The organism is Streptomyces sp. NPDC088706, from assembly GCF_044752765.1.
GTDB lineage: Bacteria > Actinomycetota > Actinomycetes > Streptomycetales > Streptomycetaceae > Streptomyces.
Map to the genome: position 1 here is coordinate 446,196 of NZ_JBIVLW010000001.1, position 22,933 is coordinate 469,128.

The 22,933-nt window shown below is 71.4% G+C and carries 19 protein-coding genes and 2 pseudogenes; 10 read left to right on the top strand and 11 right to left on the bottom strand.

Annotated features, from left to right (window positions below; all coding sequences use genetic code 11):
* Positions 1–104 precede the first annotated feature (104 nt).
* Genes ACIQAK_RS02045 through ACIQAK_RS02055 form a run of 3 tightly spaced genes read right to left on the bottom strand, consistent with a single transcriptional unit; the run spans position 105 to position 3,299 of the window.
* Complete coding sequence (locus ACIQAK_RS02045) at positions 105–992, bottom strand: carbohydrate ABC transporter permease (RefSeq protein ID WP_366388224.1); 888 nt, start codon at positions 990–992, stop codon at positions 105–107.
* Positions 989–2,008 (bottom strand): sugar ABC transporter permease, encoded by a 1,020-nt coding sequence (locus ACIQAK_RS02050; RefSeq protein ID WP_366388223.1) that lies wholly within the window; start codon positions 2,006–2,008, stop codon positions 989–991. The genes ACIQAK_RS02045 and ACIQAK_RS02050 overlap by 4 nt, the downstream gene beginning before the upstream one ends.
* 19 nt (positions 2,009–2,027) lie before the next feature.
* Complete coding sequence (locus tag ACIQAK_RS02055) at positions 2,028–3,299, bottom strand: extracellular solute-binding protein (RefSeq protein WP_366388222.1); 1,272 nt, start codon at positions 3,297–3,299, stop codon at positions 2,028–2,030.
* Positions 3,300–3,643: 344 nt separating this feature from the next.
* Between ACIQAK_RS02055 and ACIQAK_RS02060 the strand changes: the two genes are divergently transcribed.
* Together ACIQAK_RS02060 and ACIQAK_RS02065 are read left to right on the top strand one after the other, a co-directional pair.
* Entirely contained in the window at positions 3,644–4,687 is a 1,044-nt protein-coding gene (locus ACIQAK_RS02060; RefSeq protein ID WP_366388221.1) for a LacI family DNA-binding transcriptional regulator, read from the top strand.
* A 76-nt stretch (positions 4,688–4,763) separates the two neighbouring features.
* Complete coding sequence (locus ACIQAK_RS02065; RefSeq protein ID WP_366388220.1) at positions 4,764–5,777, top strand: phosphatase PAP2 family protein; 1,014 nt, start codon at positions 4,764–4,766, stop codon at positions 5,775–5,777.
* Between the two features lie 184 nt (positions 5,778–5,961).
* Here the strand turns inward: ACIQAK_RS02065 and ACIQAK_RS02070 are convergent, their stop codons facing one another.
* The 4 genes from ACIQAK_RS02070 to ACIQAK_RS02085 all read right to left on the bottom strand — a co-directional run bounded on the left by ACIQAK_RS02070 (position 5,962) and on the right by ACIQAK_RS02085 (position 11,477).
* A complete protein-coding gene (locus ACIQAK_RS02070) occupies positions 5,962–8,958 on the bottom strand; it encodes a bifunctional [glutamine synthetase] adenylyltransferase/[glutamine synthetase]-adenylyl-L-tyrosine phosphorylase (protein ID WP_366388219.1) in 2,997 nt (998 codons plus the stop codon).
* 150 nt (positions 8,959–9,108) lie between these two features.
* On the bottom strand, positions 9,109–9,975 hold the full coding sequence (locus tag ACIQAK_RS02075; RefSeq protein ID WP_366388218.1) for a putative protein N(5)-glutamine methyltransferase: 867 nt from the start codon (positions 9,973–9,975) through the stop codon (positions 9,109–9,111).
* 279 nt (positions 9,976–10,254) lie between these two features.
* On the bottom strand, positions 10,255–10,590 hold the full coding sequence (locus tag ACIQAK_RS02080) for a YnfA family protein (protein WP_366388217.1): 336 nt from the start codon (positions 10,588–10,590) through the stop codon (positions 10,255–10,257).
* A gap of 122 nt (positions 10,591–10,712) precedes the next feature.
* Positions 10,713–11,477, bottom strand: coding sequence for a GntR family transcriptional regulator (locus ACIQAK_RS02085; RefSeq protein ID WP_366388216.1), 765 nt, complete (start codon positions 11,475–11,477; stop codon positions 10,713–10,715).
* A gap of 158 nt (positions 11,478–11,635) precedes the next feature.
* On the opposite strand from ACIQAK_RS02085, the gene ACIQAK_RS02090 reads away from it, so the two are divergent.
* Both ACIQAK_RS02090 and ACIQAK_RS02095 read left to right on the top strand, forming a co-directional pair.
* A complete protein-coding gene (locus ACIQAK_RS02090; protein ID WP_366388606.1) occupies positions 11,636–11,974 on the top strand; it encodes a hypothetical protein in 339 nt (112 codons plus the stop codon).
* A gap of 193 nt (positions 11,975–12,167) precedes the next feature.
* Positions 12,168–12,464 (top strand): hypothetical protein, encoded by a 297-nt coding sequence (locus ACIQAK_RS02095; protein ID WP_366388215.1) that lies wholly within the window; start codon positions 12,168–12,170, stop codon positions 12,462–12,464.
* Between the two features lie 108 nt (positions 12,465–12,572).
* Here ACIQAK_RS02095 and ACIQAK_RS02100 read toward each other — a convergent pair whose 3' ends face one another.
* Positions 12,573–13,169 (bottom strand): MBL fold metallo-hydrolase, encoded by a 597-nt coding sequence (locus tag ACIQAK_RS02100; RefSeq protein ID WP_366388214.1) that lies wholly within the window; start codon positions 13,167–13,169, stop codon positions 12,573–12,575.
* A gap of 154 nt (positions 13,170–13,323) precedes the next feature.
* Positions 13,324–14,685 (bottom strand): type I glutamate--ammonia ligase, encoded by a 1,362-nt coding sequence (gene glnA, locus ACIQAK_RS02105; protein WP_003969536.1) that lies wholly within the window; start codon positions 14,683–14,685, stop codon positions 13,324–13,326.
* A gap of 241 nt (positions 14,686–14,926) precedes the next feature.
* On the opposite strand from glnA, the gene ACIQAK_RS02110 reads away from it, so the two are divergent.
* From ACIQAK_RS02110 to ACIQAK_RS02135, 6 genes and pseudogenes are all read left to right on the top strand, one after another.
* On the top strand, positions 14,927–15,619 hold the full coding sequence (locus tag ACIQAK_RS02110) for a DUF3105 domain-containing protein (protein WP_366388213.1): 693 nt from the start codon (positions 14,927–14,929) through the stop codon (positions 15,617–15,619).
* 53 nt (positions 15,620–15,672) lie between these two features.
* On the top strand, positions 15,673–16,323 hold the full coding sequence (locus tag ACIQAK_RS02115) for a DUF305 domain-containing protein (RefSeq protein ID WP_401362300.1): 651 nt from the start codon (positions 15,673–15,675) through the stop codon (positions 16,321–16,323).
* A gap of 236 nt (positions 16,324–16,559) precedes the next feature.
* Positions 16,560–16,985, top strand: coding sequence for a CBS domain-containing protein (locus tag ACIQAK_RS02120; protein ID WP_366388211.1), 426 nt, complete (start codon positions 16,560–16,562; stop codon positions 16,983–16,985).
* A gap of 90 nt (positions 16,986–17,075) precedes the next feature.
* Positions 17,076–17,548, top strand: a pseudogene (locus ACIQAK_RS02125) (hypothetical protein).
* 66 nt (positions 17,549–17,614) lie between these two features.
* Positions 17,615–19,231 carry a multicopper oxidase family protein gene (locus tag ACIQAK_RS02130; RefSeq protein WP_366388210.1) on the top strand — a complete coding sequence of 539 codons (1,617 nt, stop codon included), beginning with the start codon at positions 17,615–17,617 and terminating at the stop codon, positions 19,229–19,231.
* A gap of 89 nt (positions 19,232–19,320) precedes the next feature.
* Positions 19,321–21,075 carry an NAD+ synthase gene (locus tag ACIQAK_RS02135; RefSeq protein ID WP_366388209.1) on the top strand — a complete coding sequence of 585 codons (1,755 nt, stop codon included), beginning with the start codon at positions 19,321–19,323 and terminating at the stop codon, positions 21,073–21,075.
* Here ACIQAK_RS02135 and ACIQAK_RS02140 read toward each other — a convergent pair.
* Both ACIQAK_RS02140 and ACIQAK_RS02145 read right to left on the bottom strand, forming a co-directional pair.
* Positions 21,047–21,644, bottom strand: a pseudogene (locus tag ACIQAK_RS02140) (MFS transporter); the annotation flags it as partial. The gene ACIQAK_RS02135 and the pseudogene ACIQAK_RS02140 overlap by 29 nt on opposite strands.
* Before the next feature lie 167 nt (positions 21,645–21,811).
* On the bottom strand, positions 21,812–22,837 hold the full coding sequence (locus ACIQAK_RS02145) for an endonuclease/exonuclease/phosphatase family protein (protein ID WP_366388208.1): 1,026 nt from the start codon (positions 22,835–22,837) through the stop codon (positions 21,812–21,814).
* Positions 22,838–22,933 lie beyond the last annotated feature (96 nt).

Consider the following 22,933-nt stretch of genomic DNA (forward strand, 5'->3'; position numbering starts at 1 on the left):
TGGGGTGTCTGGGTGGGGAGCGGCGCCGGTGGCCGGGTCGGGGTTTCCGGCGCCGCCGTGACGGGTGCGGTGATGCGTGCGGGTGCTGGCGTCCAGGAGGTTCCTCAGCCCTTGACGGCTCCGGCGGACATGCCGGTGACCAGGTGCTTCTGCGCGAACAGGAAGACCAGGGCCGCCGGGACGGCGATGAGCACGGAGGCCGCCGTCATGGGGCCCCACTGGGCGCCGTACTGGTTGACGAACTTCTGGAGTCCGCCGGCCAGCGTCAGGTTCTCGTCACCGACCAGGAAGGCGGAGGCGTACGCCACCTCGCCCCAGGCGGTGATGAAGGAGTAGAACGCGGTGACCGCGAGGCCCGGCTTGGCCAGCGGCAGGATCAACCGCCAGAAGGTGCCGAACGGGGTGAGGCCGTCGACCTCGCCCGACTCGTCGATCTCACGCGGGATGGTGTCGAAGAAGCCCTTCATCATCCAGGCGCAGAACGGCACCGAGATGGTGAGGTAGGTGATGACGAGGCCGGCGGGCTGGTTGAGCAGCCCCAGGTTCGCCATGATGTTGTAGATCGGCACGATGAGGACGGCGACCGGGAACATCTGGGTGATCAGCAGCGTCCACATCAGCCCGCGCTTGCCGGGGAAGCGGAAGCGGCTGACGGCGTAGCCGGTGGTGGCGGCGACGAAGACCCCGATGACGGTGGAGAGCCCGGCGATGATCGCCGAGTTGGCGAACCAGTTGAGGAACTCGGTGTCGCGGATCAGGTTCGTGTAGTTGACGAACGTGGTCTCGCGGAAGAAGTCCGTGGTGGTCGCGTACTTGGCGGGCTTGAGCGAGGTCAGCAGGACCCACAGCACCGGGAAGACCGCGATCACCGAGGCGATGATCAGGGTGAGGTGCAGCCCGATCGAGGCGAGCGGCGAACGCTCGCCGCGCAGCCGGACCTTGGGCCCGGCCGGACGCGCGGGGGTGTCGGTGGCGGAGGTGACGGTGCTCACCAGTTGTCTCCCTGGGTGCGCAGGACTCGCCGGTAGATCACGGCGAAGAGCATCAGGAGTACGAGGATCAGCACGCCCCAGGTGGAGGACTGCGCGAAATCGCGCGGGCTGATCTCGAAGGAGAACTTGTACGCCTGGGTGACGAGGATCTGGGTGGCCTCACCGGGTCCGCCGCGGGTGAGCAGGAAGATCACCGGGAACATGTTGAAGGTCCAGATGGTCGAGAGCAGGATCACCGTGGTGGAGACCGGGCGCAGTCCGGGGAGCGTGATGTGGCGGAACCGCTGCCAGGCGGTGGCGCCGTCCATCTCGGCTGCCTCGTACTGCTCCGAGGGGATGGACTGCAACCCGCCGAGCAGGGCGACCATCATGAAGGGGATGCCGAGCCAGACGTTGACGGCGATGACGGCGAACTTCGCCCAGGTCGGGTCGTTGAGCCACGGGATACCGTCGATGCCGGCGCCGCCGAGGATCTTGTTGAGCAGGCCGCGCTCCTCGTTGTAGAGGAAGCGCCAGGCGAAGACCGAGACGAAGCCGGGGATGGCCCAGGGCAGGATGAGGGCCATGCGGTAGGCGGAGCGTCCGGCGATGCGGCGGTTGAGGATGTTGGCGAGGCCCATGCCGAGCACGAACGTGACGCTCACGCAGGAGACCGTCCACACCAGCGTCCACCCGAGCGTGCCGAGGAACTGCGAGCCGGTCAGCGCGTCGACGTAGTTGTCCGCACCGACGAACCCGTAGGTGGCGGGCAGTTCGTTGACGCCGATGGTGCGGGCGACGTTGCGCTCGTCGGCGTCGGTCATCGACAGGTAGATGCCGCGCAGCAGCGGGTAGCCGATGATCACGCTGATCACGACGACGACCGGGGCGACCATGGTCCAGGCGTACCAGTGGGTCGACAGGCCGCGCCGGAAACGGCCGGGGGCCGGTGGTGGGGTGCCAGTACCGCGGCTCCGGCCGCGGGCGACGTCCTCGCCCGCGGCCTTCACCACCGACTGGCTGGTGTGGACAGCCATCAGTCGGCCAACCTTCCTGTTACTTCCAGTCCTTCAGGAGCTTGCGGTAGGAGTCGCCGGTCGACTTGGCGGCCTTCTCCGGCGTGGTCTGGCCGGTGAGGACCTTGGTGTACTCGACACCGAGCGGGGCGAAGAGGCTGCCGCCCTCGGGGATCCAGGGGCGCTCGACGGCGGTCTCGACGACCGGCTTGAAGAAGCCGACGATCTCGCTGTCGACGGCTTCCTTCTTGGCGTACGCGGAGGTGCGCGTCGGCAGGAGGTTCAGCTCACCGGCGGTGGTGGCCTGGGACTCCACGGACGTCATGTACTCGACGAAGGCGTAGGAGGCTTCCAGGTTCTTCGAACCGGCGTAGACGGCGAGGTTGTGGCCGCCCTGCGGGGCGCCCTGGGCGGCGGAGCCGGCCGGGACCGTGGTGATGCCCAGGTTGGCCTTGTCCGTGAACTCCTTGCCGGTCAGCGTGTCGGACACGGCCCAGGGGCCGTTGATCATCATGGCGACGTCGCCGTTCTTGAACGACTGCATCATGTTCTCCCAGCCGTCCGAGGCGTCCGTCTTCGCGGTGCCGTCGTCGACCAGGGCCTTGACCGCCTCGAACGCCTTGACGCCCTCGGGCCGGTCCACGGTGACGGCCTTGGAATCGGCGTCGACCAGGTCGCCGCCCTCGCCGTACAGGAAGGAGAGGAAGTAGTACGGGTCGTCGCCGCGCAGGTAGAGGCCGGTCTTGCCGGTCTTGTCCTTGATCTTCTTGGCGACGCTCTTCAGGTCGTCCAGGGTGGCCGGGGCCTCGACGCCCGCCTTCTCCAGCAGCTTCTTGTTGTAGAAGATGCCCATGGAGTCGATGACCTGCGGGACGGCGTAGGTCTTGTCCTCGAACTTGGTGGACGCGACGGCCTGGGGCAGGAAGTCGTCCTGGTTCTTCAGGGCGGCGGTGCCGTCCAGCGGGGCCAGGTAGCCGAGGGAGGCGAAGTCCGGCGTCCAGGCGACCTCGGAGCGGATCACGTCGGGCGCGGAGCTGCCGGCCTGGGCCGCGTTCTTGAACTTGTTCTGCGCGTCACCGAAGGGGACGCTGACGTACTTGACGTCGACCTTCGGGTGCTTCTTCTCGAAGCCTTCGGCCAGCTTCTTGAAGACCTTGTCCTCGCTGCCGACGTTCGAGGTGTCCCACCAGGTCACGGTGCCGGAGAGCTCACCCGAGCTCGAACCGCCGCCGGACTTGTCGTCGCCGCCGCAGGCGGTCGCCGCGAGCGCCAGGGCCGCGACCAGGGCGGTGGCCGTTATGCCACGTCGCATCTGAACTCCTTCAACTGCCGTACCGCTCCGTCGCGGCGCCGGGTCGACGTGAACGTAACAAGGATGAAAGAACACCGAAAGACCTTGCGGAAGCTTTCTGCAATCCCTGCTGATCGTTACATTCGCGTGTCCTCAAGGTTGCCGTCAAGCCCCTTGACGGAGGCCCCTCACCCCTGGCAAGGGCAGGCCAGGCGCGGCGTATGCGCAGTGCGACGATTCGACCGCGGGCCGCGGTCCGACCGCAAGAGCTTGCAAGAGGTTGCCGGAACGCCACTCCCGCTCTCTGCCGGTGACGCTCTCCGCACGGTGGGCAATCCGACACCGGCCCGGTACAGTCCACTGACATGACCGCACGGCTTGCCGATATCGCAACTCAGGCGGGGGTCAGCGAAGCGACGGTCAGCCGAGTCCTGAACGGCAAGCCCGGGGTCGCGGCGACCACCCGCGAATCCGTCCTCGCGGCGCTCGACGTCCTCGGCTACGAACGCCCCGTACGGTTGCGCCGGCGCAGCGCGGGCCTGGTCGGTCTGATCACCCCGGAGCTGGAGAACCCGATCTTCCCGGCGCTGGCCCAGGTCATCGGCCAGGCGCTGACCCGGCAGGGGTACACCCCGGTCCTGGCCACCCAGACCCCCGGCGGCTCCACCGAGGACGAGCTCACCGAAATGCTGGTGGACCGGGGCGTCTCCGGCATCATCTTCGTCTCCGGTCTGCACGCCGACACCTCGGCCGACATGCAGCGCTACGAGCAACTGCGCGGCCAGGGCGTCCCCTTCGTCCTGGTGAACGGCTTCTCCGCCAAGGTGCAGGCCCCCTTCATCTCCCCCGACGACCGGGCGGCGATGCGGCTGGCGGTGACGCACCTGGTGGCGCTGGGCCACACCCGTATCGGCCTCGCGGTCGGCCCCAAGCGCTTCGTGCCGGTGCTCCGCAAGATCGAGGGCTTCCACGCCACGATGCAGGAGCAGCTGGGCCTGACCCCCGACCAGGTGGAGGAGTTGATCCAGCACTCCCTGTACACACTGGAGGGCGGCCAGGCCGCCGCCTCGGCCCTGATGGAGCGCGGCTGCACGGCGGTCGTGTGCGCGAGCGACATGATGGCGCTCGGGGCGATCCGGGCGGCCCGCAGGCTCTCCCGGGAAGTCCCCCGGGACCTCTCCGTGGTCGGCTACGACGACTCGCCCCTCATAGCGTTCACCGATCCGCCGCTCACCACCATCCGGCAGCCGGTGACGGCGATGGGCCAGGCCGCGGTGCGCACGCTGCTGGAGGAGATCGGCGGCACCCCGGCTCCGCACAGCGAGTTCGTCTTCATGCCCGAGCTGGTGGTCCGGGGGACGACGGCCTCGGGTCCTGGATCGGGCGCGGGGTCGCACGCTCATCCCTGAGGCGCATGATGTGCGACGGTGACCCGACCGGAGGATGATCGGGGGCAGGGGAATCTCTATGGAAGACTCTCTGCCTATGGGTGAAACGCACGTGACAGCACAGGAAGGCCGGTCGGCGGCCGGTCCTTCACCCATCGAGGCCGATGCGGCCCCCGAGGCCCGGGCCATCTCCCCGACCGCAACGTCCCCGGCCGCCGCTTCCCCGGCCGCGGGGGAGGCTTCCGGCACGAGCGGGCGGCGGGCCCGCTTCCGCTCCCTGCGGTCGCCCGGCCGCCCCCGGCTCTGGTTCGAGATCCTGCTCATCGCGGTCAGTTACTGGCTGTACTCGCTCGTGCGCAACGCCGTCCCGGAGCAGAAGGCGGCGGCCCTGCGCAACGCGGACTGGATCTGGTCGGCGGAGAAGTCCCTGGGCCTCGCCTTCGAGGAAGCGGTCAACCACTCGGTCAATTCCGTGACCTGGCTGATCGTGTCGATGAACTACTACTACGCGACGCTGCACTTCGTCGTGACCATCGGCGTCCTCGTCTGGCTGTTCCGCCGCCACCCGGGCCGTTACGCGGCGACCCGGCTCGTCCTGTTCGCCACGACGGCCGTGGCGCTGCTCGGCTACTACCTCTACCCGCTGGCGCCACCCCGTCTGATGAACGGGGCGAACTTCATCGACACGGTGCTCGTGCACGAGACCTGGGGCTCGATGGCCTCGGGCAACTTCAAGAACATGTCGAACCAGTACGCGGCGATGCCGTCCATGCACATCGGCTGGTCCCTCTGGTGCGGCCTGACGATCTTCGCGCTGGCCTCGGCGCCCTGGGCCCGCATCCTGGGCCTGCTCTACCCGACGCTCACCCTGGTCGTCATCGTGGCCACCGCCAACCACTTCTGGCTGGACGCGGTGGGCGGCATGGCCTGCCTGGCGTTCGGCTACGCGGTCTCCCGCACCTGGTACGGCTCGCTGCCGCACCACCTGCCGAAGTGGGTCCCCGCGAAGGGGAGCGGCCGGCTGACGGGGGTGCGGGCGGCGGCCCGGCTGCCACGGCCGACGGCGGAGCCGGATCCCGAGCCCGAGACGGCGGGTGCGCGGAGGTCGTAGCACCACGTCCAGCCCGTCCGCCCGCACCACGTCCAGCCCGTCCGCCCGCACCACCTCCAGCCCGTCCGCCCGCACCACCTCCAGCCCGCCCGCCCGCACCACCTCCAGCCCGCCCGGCGCCTGAGGACCAACCCCTCCGGCGCTTGAGGAGCGGGGCCCGGGGCGGAGCACCGCAAGGACGCGCCTAGGACGTCGCCCCGTAGAACCGCTCCTCCACCACCGCCCGAGCCCTCCGCGTGATGCGCCGGTAGTCGTCCAGCATGTCCCCGACGTGCCCCGGCTCGTACCCCAGGTACCGCCCCACCGCGGTCATCTCCCGGGGATCGGACGGGAACGTGTCGCCCGGCCGCCCCCGCACCAGCATCACCGCGTTCCGCACCCGCGTGGCCAGCACCCACGCCTCGTCCAGCATCTGCGCGTCCTCCGCCGGAATGAGCCCCGCCGCGCACGCCGCCGCCAGCGCCTGACGCGTACGCGTCGTCCGCAGCCCCGGCTCCGCCCACCCGTGCTGCATCTGCGTCAGCTGCACGGTCCACTCGACGTCGCTCAGCCCGCCCCGGCCCAGCTTCGCGTGGAGCGTCGGGTCCGCGCCGCGCGGCATCCGCTCGGACTCCATCCGCGCCTTGAGCCGGCGGATCTCGCGTACGGCGTCCTCGTCGAGCCCCTCCATCGGATACCGCAGCGGATCGACGACCTCCATGAAGTCGCGCGCCAGCTCCGCGTCACCCGCCATCGGCTCGGCCCGCAGCAGCGCCTGGCTCTCCCAGACCAGCGACCAGCGCCGGTAGTACGCCTGGTACGACTTCAGCGTCCGTACCATCGGCCCGGTCTTGCCCTCCGGCCGCAGGTCGGCGTCGATCAGCAGCGGCGGGTCGGCGGTCGGCAGCTGGAGCAGTCTCCGCATCTCGGAGACGACCGCGTTCGCGGCCCGGGCCGCCTCCTCGTCGCTCACGCCCTCGCGCGGCCGGTGCACGAAGAGGACGTCGGCGTCGGAGCCGTAACTCAGCTCGTGCCCGCCGAAGCGCCCCATGCCGATGACGGCGAACCGGGTCGGCAGGGTGTCCCCCCACCGCTCGCGTACGGCGGCCCGCAGCGCGCCCGCGATGGTGGCGGCGTTGAGGTCGGTGACGGCCGAGCCGACCCGGTCGACGAGGGCCCCGTGGTCCTGCTCGGCCGGGCTGTCCTCGGTGCCGTAGGAGCCGATGATGTCGGCGGCCGTCGTACGGAACAGCTCCCGCCGCCGCACCCCGCGCACCACCGCGACCGCCGACTCGGCGTCCCCCGCGCGCCCCACCGCGGCCAGCACCTCCTGCTCCAGGTGGTCCCGGGTGCGCGGGGCGAGCCCCTCCGGATCGCCGAGGATCGCCACCGCCTCCGGGGCGCGCAGCAGCAGGTCGGGGGCGAGGCGGCCGGCGGAGAGGACCCGGGCGAGGTTCTCCGCCGCCGCCCCCTCGTCGCGCAGGAGCCGCAGGTACCACGGGGTCTTGCCGAGCGCGTCGGACACCTTGCGGAAGCCGAGGAGCCCGGCGTCCGGGTCGGCGGAGTCCGCGAACCAGCCGAGCAGCACCGGCAGCAGGGTGCGCTGGATCGCCGCCTTGCGGGAGACCCCGGAGGAAAGGGCCTCCAGGTGGCGCAGGGCCGCGCCGGGGTCGGCGTACCCGAGGGCCTCCAGCCGGATCGCGGCGGCCTTCGCGCTGAGCCGGGACTCGGCGGGGGCCAGCTGGGCGACGGCATCCAGCAGCGGCCGGTAGAAAATCTTCTCGTGCAGCCGCCGTACGACGGAGGCGTGCCGCCGCCACGCCCTGTTGATCTCGGCGACCGGGTCGGTCCGCATCCCGAGCGACCGCCCGAGCCGCCGCAGGTCCGCATCGTCCTCGGGGACCAGGTGGGTGCGGCGCAGCCGGTAGAGCTGGATGCGGTGCTCCATGGAGCGCAGGAAGCGGTACGCCTCGTCGAGCTGGGCGGCGTCCGCGCGCCCCACGTACCCGCCCTCGGCGAGCGCCCGCAGGGCCTCCAGGGTGGTGCCGCTGTGCAGCGAGGCGTCGCTGCGGCCGTGCACGAGCTGGAGGAGCTGCACGGCGAACTCGACGTCCCGCAGCCCGCCGGGTCCGAGCTTGAGTTCCCGCTCGATCCGGTCGGCGGGGATGTTGTCGACGACGCGGCGGCGCATCTTCTGCACGTCGGGGACGAAGTTCTCCCGGTCGGCGGCCTGCCAGACGAGCGGGGAGACGGCGTCGACGTACTCCGCGCCGAGCTCCGGGTCCCCGGCGACCGCGCGGGCCTTCAGCAGCGCCTGGAACTCCCAGGTCTTCGCCCACCACTGGTAGTAGGCGAGGTGCGAGGTGAGGGTGCGCACGAGGGGCCCGTTGCGGCCCTCGGGGCGGAGGTTGGCGTCGACCGGCCAGATGGTGCCCTCGGGGGTGTTGTCCGAGCAGATCCGCATCATGTGGGCGGCCAGCCGGGTGGCGGCCTGCATGGCCTTGTTCTCGTCGACCCCGTCGCGCGCCTCCGCCACGAAGATCACGTCGACGTCGGAGACGTAGTTCAGCTCGTGGCCGCCGCACTTGCCCATGGCGACGACGGCGAGCCGGCACTGCGCCGCGTCCTCCGGTGCCCCGGTGCGGGCGATGGCCAGGGCGGCGCGGAGGGTGGCGGTGGCGAGGTCGGCCAGTTCGGCGGCGGTCTGGGCGAGGCCGGTGGTCCCGCAGACGTCGCGGGCGGCCAGGGTGAGCAGGCAGCGACGGTAGGCGACGCGGAGCGAGTCCGGGTCCACGGCCTCGGCGAGCCCGCGCTCGAACTCGGCGACCCCCGGGTGCAGGTCGACCGCCTCGTACGTGACGAGTGCCTGCCAGTCGCGCGGGTGCCGGGCCAGGTGGTCGCCGAGCGCCTCGGACGCCCCGAGGACCCCGAGGAGCCGGTCGCGCAGCGGCTTGGCGGTGACGAGGGTGTCGAGCAGCACCTGCCGCTCGTCCGCCGCCTCGGCCTCCACGAGCCGGACGAGGCCGCGCAGGGCCAGATCGGGGTCGGCGGTGGCGCCGAGCGCCTCCAAGAGGACCGGATCGGACCGAACGGAGGCGAGGTCGTCCAGCTCCAGGAGCTGCTCGGCGGCGGACGGGTCGGTGAATCCGTGCCGCAGCAGCCTGGTGAACGTACTGCTCCTACGCCCCGGCACCGTCGTCATTCCACGCTCTCCTGCCGCCCGAACCGATCCGCGTAGCCGCGCACTGCCCCTTTGCCGCGCCGCAGCTCTTCGAGCCTAGTCCTGTGCGGGTGGATTCGGGACGCGGCCACGGCCCACCTGACGGCTGCCACCCCACCGTACCGACGGCTGCTACCCCGCCTCACCTACGGCTGCTGCCCCGCCGTACCTACGGCTGCTACCCGCCGTACCGGCACGCTCCGATCCCGCCGTACCGATGACGACGGTGGCGTACAGCTCCTCGCAGACCGCCACCTTCGGGGTGAGTCCGGCGTCGCGCAGGACCCGCACCGCCGCGTCCCGCTGCCGCTCACCGGCCTCCACCAGCAGGCTGCCGCCGGGGGCGAGCCACCGGGGGGCGTCTGCGGCGACCCGGCGCATGACGTCGAGCCCGTCGCCGCCGCCGTCGAGGGCGACGCGGGGTTCGTGGACGCGGGCTTCGGCGGGGAGGAGTTCGACATCTGCGGTCGGTACGTACGGAACGTTGGCCAGCAGCACGTCGACCCGGCCGCGCAGGGCGGCGGGCAGCGGGTCGAACAGGTCGCCCTCGTAGACCTGCCCGAGGTCGCCGACGTTGCGCCGGGCGCAGCGCACGGCGGCGGGATCGACGTCGCAGGCGTGCAATTCGACGGCCTCCGCCTCGGCCGCCCCCAGCTCCGTGGCGAGGGCGACGCCGAGCGCACCGGACCCGCAGCACAGGTCGACGACGACGGCCCCCCGGGGTGCGAAGGCGGCGGCCTGCGCCACCAGGAACTCCGTACGCCGGCGGGGCACGAAGACCGCGGTGTCCACGGCGAGGCGGCGGCCACGGAACTCTGCCCAGCCCAGGACGTGTTCGAGCGGCAGTCCGGCGACGCGGCGCTCGACGAGGGAGGACAGTTCGTCCGGGGACAGGGCCGCCTCGTGGAGGAGGAGAGCCTCGTCCTCGGCGAAGACGCAGCCCGCGCGGCGCAGGGTGGCGACGGTGGCGGAACGGGAACTCACGGCGTGAACCGGCATGCGGGCGAAGCCTTTCGGGGAAACCGATGGGCGCTCCGCGATCGGCTAGACCCTCCGGACGGCTGCTGCTGCCACTGCCGGCCGTGCGACGCGATCGTACGAAGTGAGCACCCAGAGCGATCCAGCGGTAATGGGTCTCACCTCCCCGGTCCGTCCCCGTGCCGGTGCGCGAGGGGTCGTAACACTACAACAGCCCGCGCCGGAGGGGCATGGACTGCTGATCGCCCTCGTCGCCCGTCGCGCCCCGGGCCACGCGAGCGTACGGCGTCTGCGTCGGGGTCAGTGGCCGCGAGGGGCGTACATGATGACCGCCATCCCGGCGAGGCAGACCAGGGCGCCGACGATGTCGAACCGGTCCGGGCGGTAGCCGTCGGCGACCATGCCCCAGGCGATCGAACCGGCCACGAAGATGCCGCCGTAGGCGGCGAGGATACGGCCGAAGTCGTCGTCGCTCTGGAAGGTGGCGACGACGCCGTACAGCCCGAGCGCGATGACACCGGCGCCGATCCAGACCCAGCCCTTGTGCTCGCGGATGCCCTGCCAGACGAGCCAGGCGCCTCCGATCTCGAACAGTGCGGCGACGGCGAACAGGGCGATGGAGCGGGCGACGAGCACGGTGAAGGGGCCTTCCGGTCGGGGGAACAGCTCGGTTCGGGATCAGCGAACAGAGCCGGAGAGGCCGGCGAGGAGTGCGCCGGCGCCGCACTCGTTGTTCCGCGGTTCGCCGGCCGGGGCGCTCAGAACCGGGAGTCGTCGACCTCGATCTCGTACGCGATCTCCCAGCGGATGTCCGGGACGATGATGTCGGCGGTCTCCACCGGACGGCCATCGGCGTCGAAGTACGTGCGCTCCAGCTGGGTGACCAGGTCGCCCACGGAGATGCCGAGGAAGCCGGCCTGCTCGCGCGTGGCGCGGGCCGGGCGCGGCAGTTCGAGGGCGGTGGAGATGTGCACGTCGATGGAGCGCATACGGGCGACGACGCCGATCCTGCCGCGCGGACCCATCTCCGGGAGCAGGACGGACGTGCCGCCGGTGACGGCCATCGGCTCCCAGCTCGTCGCGAGCTGGGCGGGCTGTCCGTCCGCGAGGAATTCGTAGTCGGTCATGACGCAGAGGTCGCCGGGCTCGATCGCCAGGCGGGCGGCGATGTCCTCGGTCGCGGGGACCCGCGCCCTGCTGTTGCACTCCCAGGCACCCGTCGCGCCCTGGTCCTTCATCTCGGAGCGGAACGGGGAGCCGCTGCGCTCCTGACGCAGGCGGGAGCGGACCATCCTGCGGCGCTCGCGGGCCTTGCGGACGTACGTACCGGAACCGGCGCGGCCTTCGAGGATGCCCTCGATGATCAGGCGCTCCATGGCCCGCTGGGCGACGGACTGACCCACGCCGTACTCCGCGGCGAGCCGGGAGCGGGAGGGCAGCTTGTCACCGACGGCCCATTCGCCGGCCAGCACCCGGGCGCGGATCTCGTCGGCCACCTGCAAGTACGGGGTATCGCGAGGCATTTCGGCGGCTCCGTGAGGGGTGCGGCGTTCGGGCTCGATATTGACAAAGCTAACCCATCAGGTTGAAGCTGAGTATTCAGCATTACATGGAGTGACATCGGCTTCACCAGGGGAGAAGTGTGCGCTCAGCACAAGCGCGGGCAGCGGCACTGACCGGCATGCTCACCGCGGCCATCGGCACCGAGCCGCGCGTCACCGACACCACGGCCGGCATCCGCATCGAGGCGGACCTCCCCACCGAGCTCTCCGATGCCGGGCACGCGGCGGTCCTCGCCGCCCTGGCCACGGCCGATCACTTCGGGCACACCCTCACCCGCACCGCCGAATTCGTCTGGGCCGAGATCAGCAGAGAGGCGACCGTGACCACGACCGAATCCCCCGACGCGGCCTACCGCGACCTCCTCGCCCACACGACGGCGTGCGACGCCTGCCGGGCGGGTGCCACCTGCCCCACGGCGGCGAAGCTCGTCCGCAGGTGGCGCGAGACCCGCGGATGAGGCCCGGCGCACCGGACGCCGGAGGAGCCCACCGGATCCCCACGGCCGAGCGCGCCCCCTACACCCCGCCCCGGCCGCTCGCTTCCTCCCCGGACAGCGGCCGGGACGGACCGCCACCCACCCCTGAGAGACGGAGGCACCTCATGCGTACCACCCGTCACGCCTTACTTCCGGCCCCGCCCGGGAGGCACCGATGATCGCCCTGTCCGCGACGGACGTCCGCACCTGCGAGGCGTGCTGGAACGCCCCGGTCACCGCGGCCCGGCACACAGCCGACGGCCGTGACCTGCTCTGCGAGGAGTGCGCGGCGGGTGACTACCCGCGCCGCGTCGACCTCTTCCCCCCGTTCGGCGTCTACGGCCTGTCGGCCCGCAAGCTGACGAACGACGGCAGACACGGCAGCGGTCCCCCGAAACCCCCGCCCGACCCGGGCCCCCCGCTGCCGAGCCCCCCGCCGGCACCCTCACCACCCGGGACACCGCCGGTGTAGAGCGCTCAGGGCCCGCCCCCTGGCAGGACGGGGGCGGGCACAGGGTAACGGTGCCGACGGATGGCAAGCGCGGTGACGTGGCGGCCCGGCTCGTGAATGGCGCGCTCGTCAGAGCGACTCGCCAGGACTCAGATACCGGTAGCCGCTGTCGGTCTCCTCGGTGAGCCATCCGTTGACGCTGCCGAGGCCGCGATCGTTGAGCTGGGCGTCATGTATGGCGAACGCCCGCTGAGGTGTGATCGCCTTGACGAAGTCGATCGCCTCCGCCGCTTTCATCCACGGCCCATGCACCGGGACCAGGAGCGTCTCGACCGGCTGATCGGGCACGTACAGCGAATCTCCGGGGTGGTAGATCCCCTCTTCGACGATGTAGCCGAGGTTCGCGCAGTCCGGTTGGCCCGCGTAGATGGACGCATGACGACCGCCGACCGCCCGTACGCGGAAGCCGCCGGCGGTGAACTCCCCGCCGGACGACACCCCGATCACCTCCACCCGCGGGATGTTCGCCTCGACGGGGGCGTAGACCGGCACGCCGAGCCCGGCCAGGCGCAGGACATCGATGTGATCGGCGTGTTCGTGAGTCACGAGCACAGCGTCCGCACCGGTCAGGGCAGCCGGCTCGCTCCACGTTCCGGGGTCGATGACCAGCACGCGGCCATCATGCTCAAGCCGTACACAAGCGTGGGTGTACTTCGTGATCCGCATGGCGCCCAAACGTACACGCCTGCGCATCGCCCCCTACCGGCGAAAGCGAGGTTGTGCAGGCGGGCGACGCGCAGCATGGCTCGCTCGGGCGGGTGGCCTGGTTCACGCAGAGGCGACCCGCCCGCATCGCGTTCTCCGAACCGCCGGCCTGCGGTTACAGCACCGGCAGCAGGTTCTTCAGCTCGAAGGCCGTGACCTCGCTGCGGTACTCCTCCCACTCCTGCTTCTTGTTGCGCAGGAAGAAGTCGAAGACGTGCTCGCCCAGGGTCTCCGCGACCAACTCGCTCTTCTCCATCAGGGAGATCGCCTCGCCCAGGTTCTGCGGAAGCGGTTCGATGCCCATCGCGCGGCGTTCCGCGTCGGAGAGGGCCCAGACGTCGTCGTCGGCGCCGGCCGGGAGTTCGTAGCCCTCCTCGATGCCCTTGAGGCCGGCGGCGAGCAGGACCGCGTAGGTCAGGTACGGGTTGGCGCCGGAGTCGATGGAGCGGACCTCCACGCGGGCCGAGCCGGTCTTGCCGGGCTTGTACATCGGGACGCGGATGAGGGCGGAGCGGTTGTTGTGGCCCCAGCAGATGTACGAGGGGGCCTCACCGCCCGCGCCGGCCGCGCGGGACGAGCCGCCCCAGATGCGCTTGTAGGAGTTGACCCACTGGTTGGTGACGGCCGAGATCTCCGCCGCGTGGGTCAGCAGACCCGCGATGAACGAGCGGCCGACCTTGGAGAGCTGGTACTCCGCGCCCGACTCGTAGAACGCGTTGCGGTCGCCCTCGAAGAGGGAGAGGTGGGTGTGCATGCCCGAACCCGGGTACTCCGAGAAGGGCTTCGGCATGAACGTGGCCTGCACGCCCTGTTCCAGCGCGACCTGCTTCATCACCAGGCGGAACGTCATGATGTTGTCCGCCGTGGAGAGCGCGTCCGCGTACCGCAGGTCGATCTCCTGCTGGCCGGGAGCACCCTCGTGGTGGCTGAACTCGACCGAGATACCCATCGATTCGAGCATCGTGATCGCCTGGCGGCGGAAGTCCATGCCGACGTTCTGCGGCGTGTGGTCGAAGTAGCCGGAGCTGTCCGCGGGGGTCGGGCGCGTGCCGTCGACCGGCTTGTTCTTCAGGAGGAAGAACTCGATCTCGGGGTGGGTGTAGAAGGTGAACCCGAGGTCGGACGTCTTGGCGAGGATGCGCTTCAGGACATAGCGCGGGTCCGCGAAGGACGGGGAGCCGTCGGGCATCAGGATGTCGCAGAACATCCGCGCGGTGCCGGGGGCCTCCGCGCGCCACGGCAGGATCTGGAAGGTGCCCGGGTCCGGCTTGGCGATCATGTCCGATTCGTACACCCGGGCGAAGCCCTCGATCGCCGAGCCGTCGAAGCCGATGCCCTCGTCGAAGGCCTGCTCCAGCTCGGCCGGGGCCACGGCGACGGACTTGAGGAACCCGAGGACGTCGGTGAACCACAGCCGCACGAAGCGGATGTCGCGCTCCTCAAGGGTCCTGAGGACGAATTCCTGCTGCTTGTCCATTGCCACATCCTTGCAGTTCAGACGGTCCGTGCACCACCGCCCGGGGTAGGGGGACACTTCAGTATCACGACCCGGGATTTCCCCCAGATTACGCACACGGTGTGAGAGAGAGCACTCGGCCACCCCCTACGATCGGCGACCGTGGCGCGCGGGGGCCGCGGCGCTTCTCCCGCCCGCCTGCGGGCGTCGGTCGTCGGACCGGCCCCGCCCCTCCCGTCTCTTCGCAGAAGGACTCGACGCCATGAGTTTCGGCCCCAGCGAACCCCAGTACGCCACCCCTCCCCAGCAGCCCGCCGACGGCGCGCGCTCCACCCGTAACCGAGCGCTCGCCATAGGGCTGAGCGCCGCCGTCGTGGCAGCTCTGGCCGTCTTCGGTACGTACATGGTGCTGGAGACGTCCGAGGCCAAGGAGAACCGGGACGAGGCCTCCGCCGCCCAGGACGGCAAGCAGCCCGGCGGGGAGAGCGGTGATACCGGCGGGGCCATCGCGGGGCTCAAGTCCTGGGACTCCGCCGCACTCGGGCGCAATCACACCGCCGGGGACGTGGACTATCCGATGACGCCTCCTGTCGGCGGCGACCACAACCCGACCTGGCTCAACTGCGACGGCGACGTATACGAAAAGGCCGTCCCGGACGTCAACGCCGTCCACTCCCTGGAACACGGCGCCGTCTGGGTCACCTACAACACCGAGGCCGCCGACGCCGACGTCACCGAGCTCGCCGAACGGGTCCGGAGCACCCCCTTCACCCTCATGAGCCCGTACGCGGACCAGGAGGGCGCCATCGTGCTCACCGCCTGGGGCAAGCAGGTCACCGTGGACAGGGCGGATGACCGGCGCGTGGACCAGTTCCTCGCCCAGTACGTCCAGGGGCCGCAGACCCCCGAGCCCGGCGCCCCCTGCACCGGCGGGCGGGCGACGGGGCAGCAGTGACCGGTACAGCGGTACTAAGGACCGGGCGCGAGGAGCCGGGCAGGACGCGTCGCGTGCGGTGGGTGGCCGGCGGCGCCGTCGTCCTCGCCCTGCTCTTCGCCGGGGCCGCCGCCGTCGCGTCCGCGCGCGGGGACGGGGAGGCGGGTGCGGATGGCGGTGTTCCGGCCGCCGCATCCGCCGACGCCGGGTTCGCCCGGGACATGGCCGTCCACCACCAGCAGGCCGTGGAGATGTCCTTCGTCGTCCGCGACCGCACGGACGACGAGGACGTCCGCCGCCTCGCCTACGACATCGCCAACACCCAGGCCAACCAGCGCGGCATGCTGCTGGGCTGGCTCGACCTGTGGGAACTGCCGAAGGTCGCCCCGGGCGGGGCCGGGCCCATGGCGTGGATGGGTGATGGGGAGGGGCACGGCGACCACGCCGGCCAGGCGTCGGGCGGTGCCGCCGCCATGCCGGGGATGGCCACCAAGGACGAGCTCAGGCGGCTCGGGAGGCTGAATGGAGAGCGGGCCGAGGTGTTCTACCTCCAGTTGATGACCGACCACCACAACGGCGGCGTCTCCATGGCCGAGGCGTGTGTCTCGCGGTGCGACGTTCCGGTGGAGAAGCGGCTCGCCGAGGGGATGGTCGAAGGGCAGCAGTCCGAGCTGGGGCTCATGCGCGACATGCTCGCCGACCGGGGGGCGAAGCCCCGTGGCTGAAAAGCCCCGTAGCTGAGACGCCCCCGTAGCTGAGAAGCGCCGAAGCCGGGCGGCGCCGAAGCTGAGAAGTCCCGTACCTGATCAGCGAGACCGAGCGGGAGCCCGCGTCAGCCCCCGTCCTCGTACCAGCGCACCCGAACGGGTGATTGCGGTCGCGCGGCCCGGGCCGGCCTATGACGATGGGTTGCGCTCGGGGCCGTACGGCAGTGCCATCGGCACGCAGGAGGAAATCCCCCATGACGACCGCCAAAGACATCATGCACAGCGGGGCCCACTGGATCCCCGCCCACGAGACGCTCGACCGTGCGGCGCAGCTGATGCGTGAGCACAACGTGGGCGCGCTCCCCGTCTCCGCCAACGGTGACTCGGACCGCATGGTCGGCATCATCACCGACCGCGACATCGTCGTCGGCTGTGTGGCGGTGGGCCACGACCCGTCGACGGTGACCGCGGGCGACCTCGCCCAGGGCACGCCGCGCTGGATCGACGCGGGGGCGGATGTGAACGCGGTGCTGGAGGAGATGCAGAACCACCGCATCCGCCGGCTCCCCGTCGTCGAGAACAAGAAGCTCGTCGGCATGATCAGCGAAGCCGACCTCGCGCAGCACCTGACCGAGGAGCAGATCGCCGCCTGGGCGGAGAAGGTCTACTCCCGCAGCTGAGCACCCCTGCCCCTTCCAGCAGCGGCCCGGCGCCCTGAGCGTGCCGGGCCGCTGTACGTCCGTATACCCACCGGGGGTAGGGTGGCCGCCATGGCGAGCACGGTCGGCGGGGCCCGGGGCGGGAGCGTGCTGTGCCGACAGTTCCTGCTGCTCGCCGCGGTGCTGTTCGGCATCGTCACCATGCACACGGTCGGGCATCCGGCAGAGCATGAGGCCGCCGACGCCCACCCCGCAGCCGTCCCGGCAACCGACGCACGTCCCACGATCGCCCCGGTCGCCGACGCACACCCCCCGGCCGCCGCCCGGTCCACGGCCCCCGACGCCGGTCACCCCTCGCACGGCTCCCCCGACGACGCCCCCATGAGCGGCATGGACCCGCTCTCCGTCTGCCTCGCCGTCCTCGGTGCCTGGGGGCTCGCCCTCGTCGGTGGCCGGCTGCTCGGGCTGCGCGCGGACGGGCGGCCCCTCGGTACGCCGGTGGGTGCGGGGCTTGCGCGTGCGCTGCGGCCGAATCCGCCTCCCCCCTGTCGGTGCTCGCAGCCGTCTCGGTGCTGCGTATTTAGGAATGGGCGTTCACCTCCGCCCTTCTCCCTTTCCTGGACCGACCGTTCCTCAGAGGTGTATTCAGCATGCCCACGCAGCCCACCCGACGCGCCGTGCTCGGCGCCGCTCTCGCCGTCGCCGGTACCGGAGCCCTCGCCGCCTGTTCCGACGGCGGCGGCCACTCCGGCTCCCACGCCCCCGGCGGTGCCCAGGACTCCGGTACGTACGTCTCCCCCGGCGGCAAGGAGGTCGCGGCCGCCGAGGCGGCGCGCGGCTCCGGCCCCGTACGCGAGGTCTCCCTCACCGCCACCCGGACCCGGCTCGATCTGGGCGGCGGCATCACCGTCGCCTCCTGGGCGTACGGGGACCGGCTGCCCGGGCGTGAGGTGCGGGTGAACGCCGGTGACACGCTCGACCTCACCCTGGCCAACCACCTACCGCGACCCACCTCGATGCACTGGCACGGCCTCGCCCTGCGCAACGACATGGACGGGGTCCCCGGGCTCACCCAGCGGGACATCGCGCCGGGGGCCGACTTCCGCTACCGGTTCACGGTGCCGCATCCGGGGACGTACTGGTTCCATCCGCACTCCGGCGTCCAGCAGGACCGGGGGTTGTACGCGCCGCTTATCGTCGAGGACCCGAAGGAGCCGTTGGCGTACGACAGGGAGTGGGTCGTCGTCCTCGACGACTGGGTGGACGGGGTGGCGGGGTCGACGCCGGACGCCGTACTGAAGGAGCTGTCCGGGGGGATGGCTGACGGCGGCGCGGGGATGGATCATGGCGCGCACACCATGTCCGGCTCCGGTGAGGACGATCCGGACGGCGATGGGCCCTCGCGGATGACGATGGGCGCCCGCAGTGCGCTGTTGGGCGGGGACGCGGGTGATGTCGCCCATCCCCACCACCTCGTCAACGGGCGGGTGCCGCAGGACCCGGAGACGTTCCGGGCGCGGCCCGGTGACCGTGTTCGGCTGCGGATCATCAACGCCGGTGGCGACACCGCCTTCCGGGTCGCGCTCGGCGGGCACCGGCTGACCGTCACCCACACCGACGGCTTCCCCGTCCGGCACACCACGGGGGACGCGCTGCTGCTGGGGATGGGCGAGCGGTACGACGTCCTCGTGACCGCCGGGGACGGGGTCTTCCCGCTGGTCGCCCTGGCGGAGGGGAAGAAGGCGTCCGCGCTCGCCGTGCTGCGGACCGGGGGCGGGGCCGCACCCAGCGCCTCCGTACGGCCCCAGGAGCTGGACGGGAAGCTGGTCGAGGCGGGGCGGTTGGTGCCGGACCCGTCGGTGGCGCTGCCCGGCCGTGCGCCGGACCGGACCCTCCGGATGCGGCTCACCGGCGGGATGGCGCGGTACGACTGGGCCTTCGACGGGCAGCCGTACCGCGCGGGGCGGCGGCGGCCGGTGGAGGCCGGGGAGCGGGTGCGGGTCGTCTTCGACAACGGGACGGCCATGTGGCATCCCCTCCATCTGCACGGGCACACGTTCGCGCTGGCGGGGAACGCCGCCGGGGCCCGTAAGGACACCGCGATCGTGCTGCCGCACCGGTCGCTGACCGTGGAGTTCGACGCCGACAACCCGGGGCTGTGGATGGTCCACTGCCACAACGTGTACCACGCGGAGGCGGGGATGATGGCGGTCCTCGGTTACCGGAGCCGGCCCGCGCCCCGCCCGGCCGGGGGTCGGCGCGGCTGACCCTTCCGACCTGCGGTTTCGGTGGGCCGAGGCAGATTGTGCCCGGCCCACCGAGACATCGCGTCAGAAAGACGATTACACTGGGCGGCGTGCCTCAACTACGCCTCGCACTGAATCAGATCGACTCGACCGTCGGCGACCTCGCCGGCAACTCCGAGGCGATCGTCCACTGGACCCGGCACGCCGCCGAGCAGGGCGCCCACCTGGTGGCGTTCCCCGAGATGGCGCTGACCGGATACCCCGTCGAGGACCTGGCCCTGCGGTCGTCCTTCGTCGAGGCCTCGCGGCAGGCGCTGCGCGCGCTGGCCGCCCGGCTCGACGCGGAGGGCTTCGGCGAGCTCCCGGTCGTCGTCGGCTACCTGGACCGCTCCGAGCACGCCGCCGCGCGCTACGGGCAGCCGGCCGGTTCGCCGCGCAACGCCGCGGCCGTGCTGCACCGCGGCGGGATCGCGCTCAACTTCGCCAAGCACCATCTGCCGAACTACGGGGTGTTCGACGAGTTCCGGTACTTCGTGCCGGGCGACTCGATGCCCGTCGTGCGGGTCCACGGCATCGACGTGGCTCTCGCCATCTGCGAGGACCTCTGGCAGGACGGCGGGCGCGTCCCGGCCGCCCGGGCCGCCGGGGCCGGGCTGCTGCTGTCGATCAACGCCTCGCCGTACGAGCGGGACAAGGACGACACCCGGCTCGACCTGGTCCGCAAGCGGGCCCGGGAGGCCGGCTGCACGACCGCGTACCTGGCGATGATCGGCGGGCAGGACGAGCTGGTCTTCGACGGCGACTCGATCGTCGTCGACCGGGAGGGCGAGGTCATCGCCCGTGCCCCGCAGTTCTCCGAGGGCAGCGTGATCCTCGATCTGGAGCTGCCGGCAGCCGAGGCCGTGGCGCCCTCGGGTGTGGTGGACGACGGGCTGCGCATCGACCATGTGGTGCTGTCCGACCGGCCCGTGGCCGCGTACGAGCCGGAGCTCGCGGGCGGGTACGCGGAGCGGCTGGACGACGACGAGGAGATGTACTCGGCGCTGGTCGTCGGGCTCCGCGCGTACGCCGCGAAGAACGGTTTCAGCAGTGTGCTGATCGGGCTCTCCGGCGGAATCGACTCGGCGCTCTGCGCGGCGATCGCGTGCGACGCGCTCGGCGCGGAGAACGTGTACGGCGTGTCCATGCCGTCCAAGTACTCCTCGGACCACTCCAAGGGGGACGCGGCCGAGCTGGCCCGGCGGACCGGACTCAACTTCCGTACGGTCTCGATCGCGCCGATGTTCGACGCGTACATGGGGTCGCTGGAGCTCACCGGTCTCGCGGAGGAGAACCTCCAGGCGCGGCTGCGCGGTACGACGCTGATGGCCATCTCCAACCAGGAGGGGCAGATCGTGCTGGCGCCGGGCAACAAGTCGGAGCTGGCGGTCGGTTACTCCACGCTGTACGGGGACGCGGTCGGCGCGTACGGGCCCATCAAGGACGTCTACAAGTCGTCGGTGTTCCGGCTGGCGAAGTGGCGCAACCGGGCCGCCGAGGAGCGCGGGCAGACCCCGCCGATCCCGGAGGCCTCGATCACCAAGCCGCCGAGCGCGGAGCTGCGGCCGGGGCAGGTCGACACGGACTCGCTGCCGGACTACGACGTGCTCGACGCGATCCTGGAGCTGTACGTGGACCGGGACCAGGGGATGGACGCGATCGTGGCGGCCGGGTTCGACGCGGAGCTGGTGGCGAAGACGCTGCGGATGGTGGATACCGCCGAGTACAAGCGGCGGCAGTATCCGCCGGGGACGAAGATCTCGCCGAAGGGGTTCGGCAAGGACCGGCGGCTGCCGATCACGAACCGGTGGCGCGAGTCGTCCTAGCCGGGTCGGCGGTCACCGGGGGCGTCCGGTGGCCGCCTTCGTCCTCGATCGCCGGACGGGCTTGATCGGCTGCCACCACCCGGGACGCCGGCCCCGGGCCGCGGTCCAGGAAGCCCGCCGTTGCCGCCGTCGCCACGCCGATCACCGCCGGTACCGCGCCCACGAACGCCGGGGACGTCCAGCCCCAGCCGGCCGCTATCGCCACGCCGTCCAGCCAGGCACCGCCCGCGTTGGCCAGGTCGAAGGCCGAGGATCACCTGGCGGTTGCCGAGGGCGCGCGGCTCGCGGCGTACGTCCTGGTGGGCCTCGACCGGGATGCGGGGCACCGGGCGGGCCGGGGCCGCCATCGCGGTCAGGCCGATCACGGCGACGACGAGGAAGGTCGCCCGCCAGCCGAGGTGCTGGCCGAGCGGGGTGGCGGCGGGTACGCCGACGATGTTGGCGACCGTCAGGCCGAGGAACGTCGTTGCGACGGCCCGCGCCTGACGGCCCTGGGAGACCAGCCGGGCGGCGACGACCGCCCCGACACCGAAGAACGCGCCGTGCGGGAGTCCGGCGAGGAAGCGGCCCGTGTGGTGGGGAACGGTGGTGCGGAGCTGCCGGGGGGGCAGAACAGCGAACCGTCGCCTCGGAAACACCACCGAAGCGACGGCTGGGACTGCTTATGTATGCGACTGGAACAAATACGCGCGGACGTTTTATGCCGCGCGGTGAACGGTTCGTCGCGTGGCCGTGGTCACAGCTTCACGCGGGCCGCGATCGGCAGGTGGTCGCTGTCGGTCGCCGCCAGGGTCCACGAGGACTTCGGCTCGACGCCCTTGACCATGATCTGGTCGATCCGGGCCATCGGGAACGAGGCGGGCCAGCTGAAGCCGAAGCCATCGCCCGCCGCGCCCTGGGTGGAGCGCATCTGGGAGGTGACGGCGTTCAGGGAGCGGTCGTTCATCGTGCCGTTGAGGTCGCCGAGCAGGACGACGCGCTCGACCCGCTCGTCGGCGATGGCCTCGCCGAGGGCGTCGGCGCTGTTGTCGCGCTGGTTGGCGGTGAACCCGGCGTGCAGCTTGACCCGGACCGACGGCAGGTGGGCCACGTACACCGCGACCTCGCCCTGCGGCGCCTCGACCGTGGAGCGCATGGCCCGGGTCCAGCCCATCTTGATGTCGACCGGCTCGGTGTCGCTGAGCGGGTACTTGCTCCACAGGCCGACGGTGCCCTGGACCGAGTGGTACGGGTAGCGGGCCGCCAGCGACTTCTCGTACGTGGACACCTGCCCGCCCGGCAGCTCCTGCAGGGCCACCACGTCGGCCCCGGAGCCGGCGACCTGCTGGGCGGTGCCCACGGGGTCGGGGTTGCCGGCGTTGACGTTGTGGGTGGCGACGGTGAGGTCGCCGCCCGTCCCGGACTTGTCGGTGATCAGCCCGCCGAAGATGTTGAGCCAGACCACGGCGGGGAGCAGCAGGGCGATCAGCGCGGTGGCGGAGCGCCGCAGCAGGGCCAGGACCAGCAGGAGGGGGATGAACAGCGCTATCCACGGCAGGAACGTCTCGACGAGGCTGCCGAGGTTGCCGACCCGGTTCGGGATCTGCGCGTGGACGACCATCACCAGGGTCAGCACCACCGAGCACAGGGCCAGCACGATCCCGCGCCGCCAGATCCCCCGGTCCCGGGCGGCTCTGTCCAGGAGGCTCCGGAAGCGCGATCCGCCGGTCCTCGGCTGCTCCGCGCTGCCGCTGCCCGTGTCCGCCCCGTACGCCTGCACCATCGCGCTCGTCCTCACTGCCTTGCCGTACACATCGCCGCGCCCCTCGACCCTAGGCGATGGCCGGCGTCTTTCCTGCCGCCGACGACGGCTCTTTCG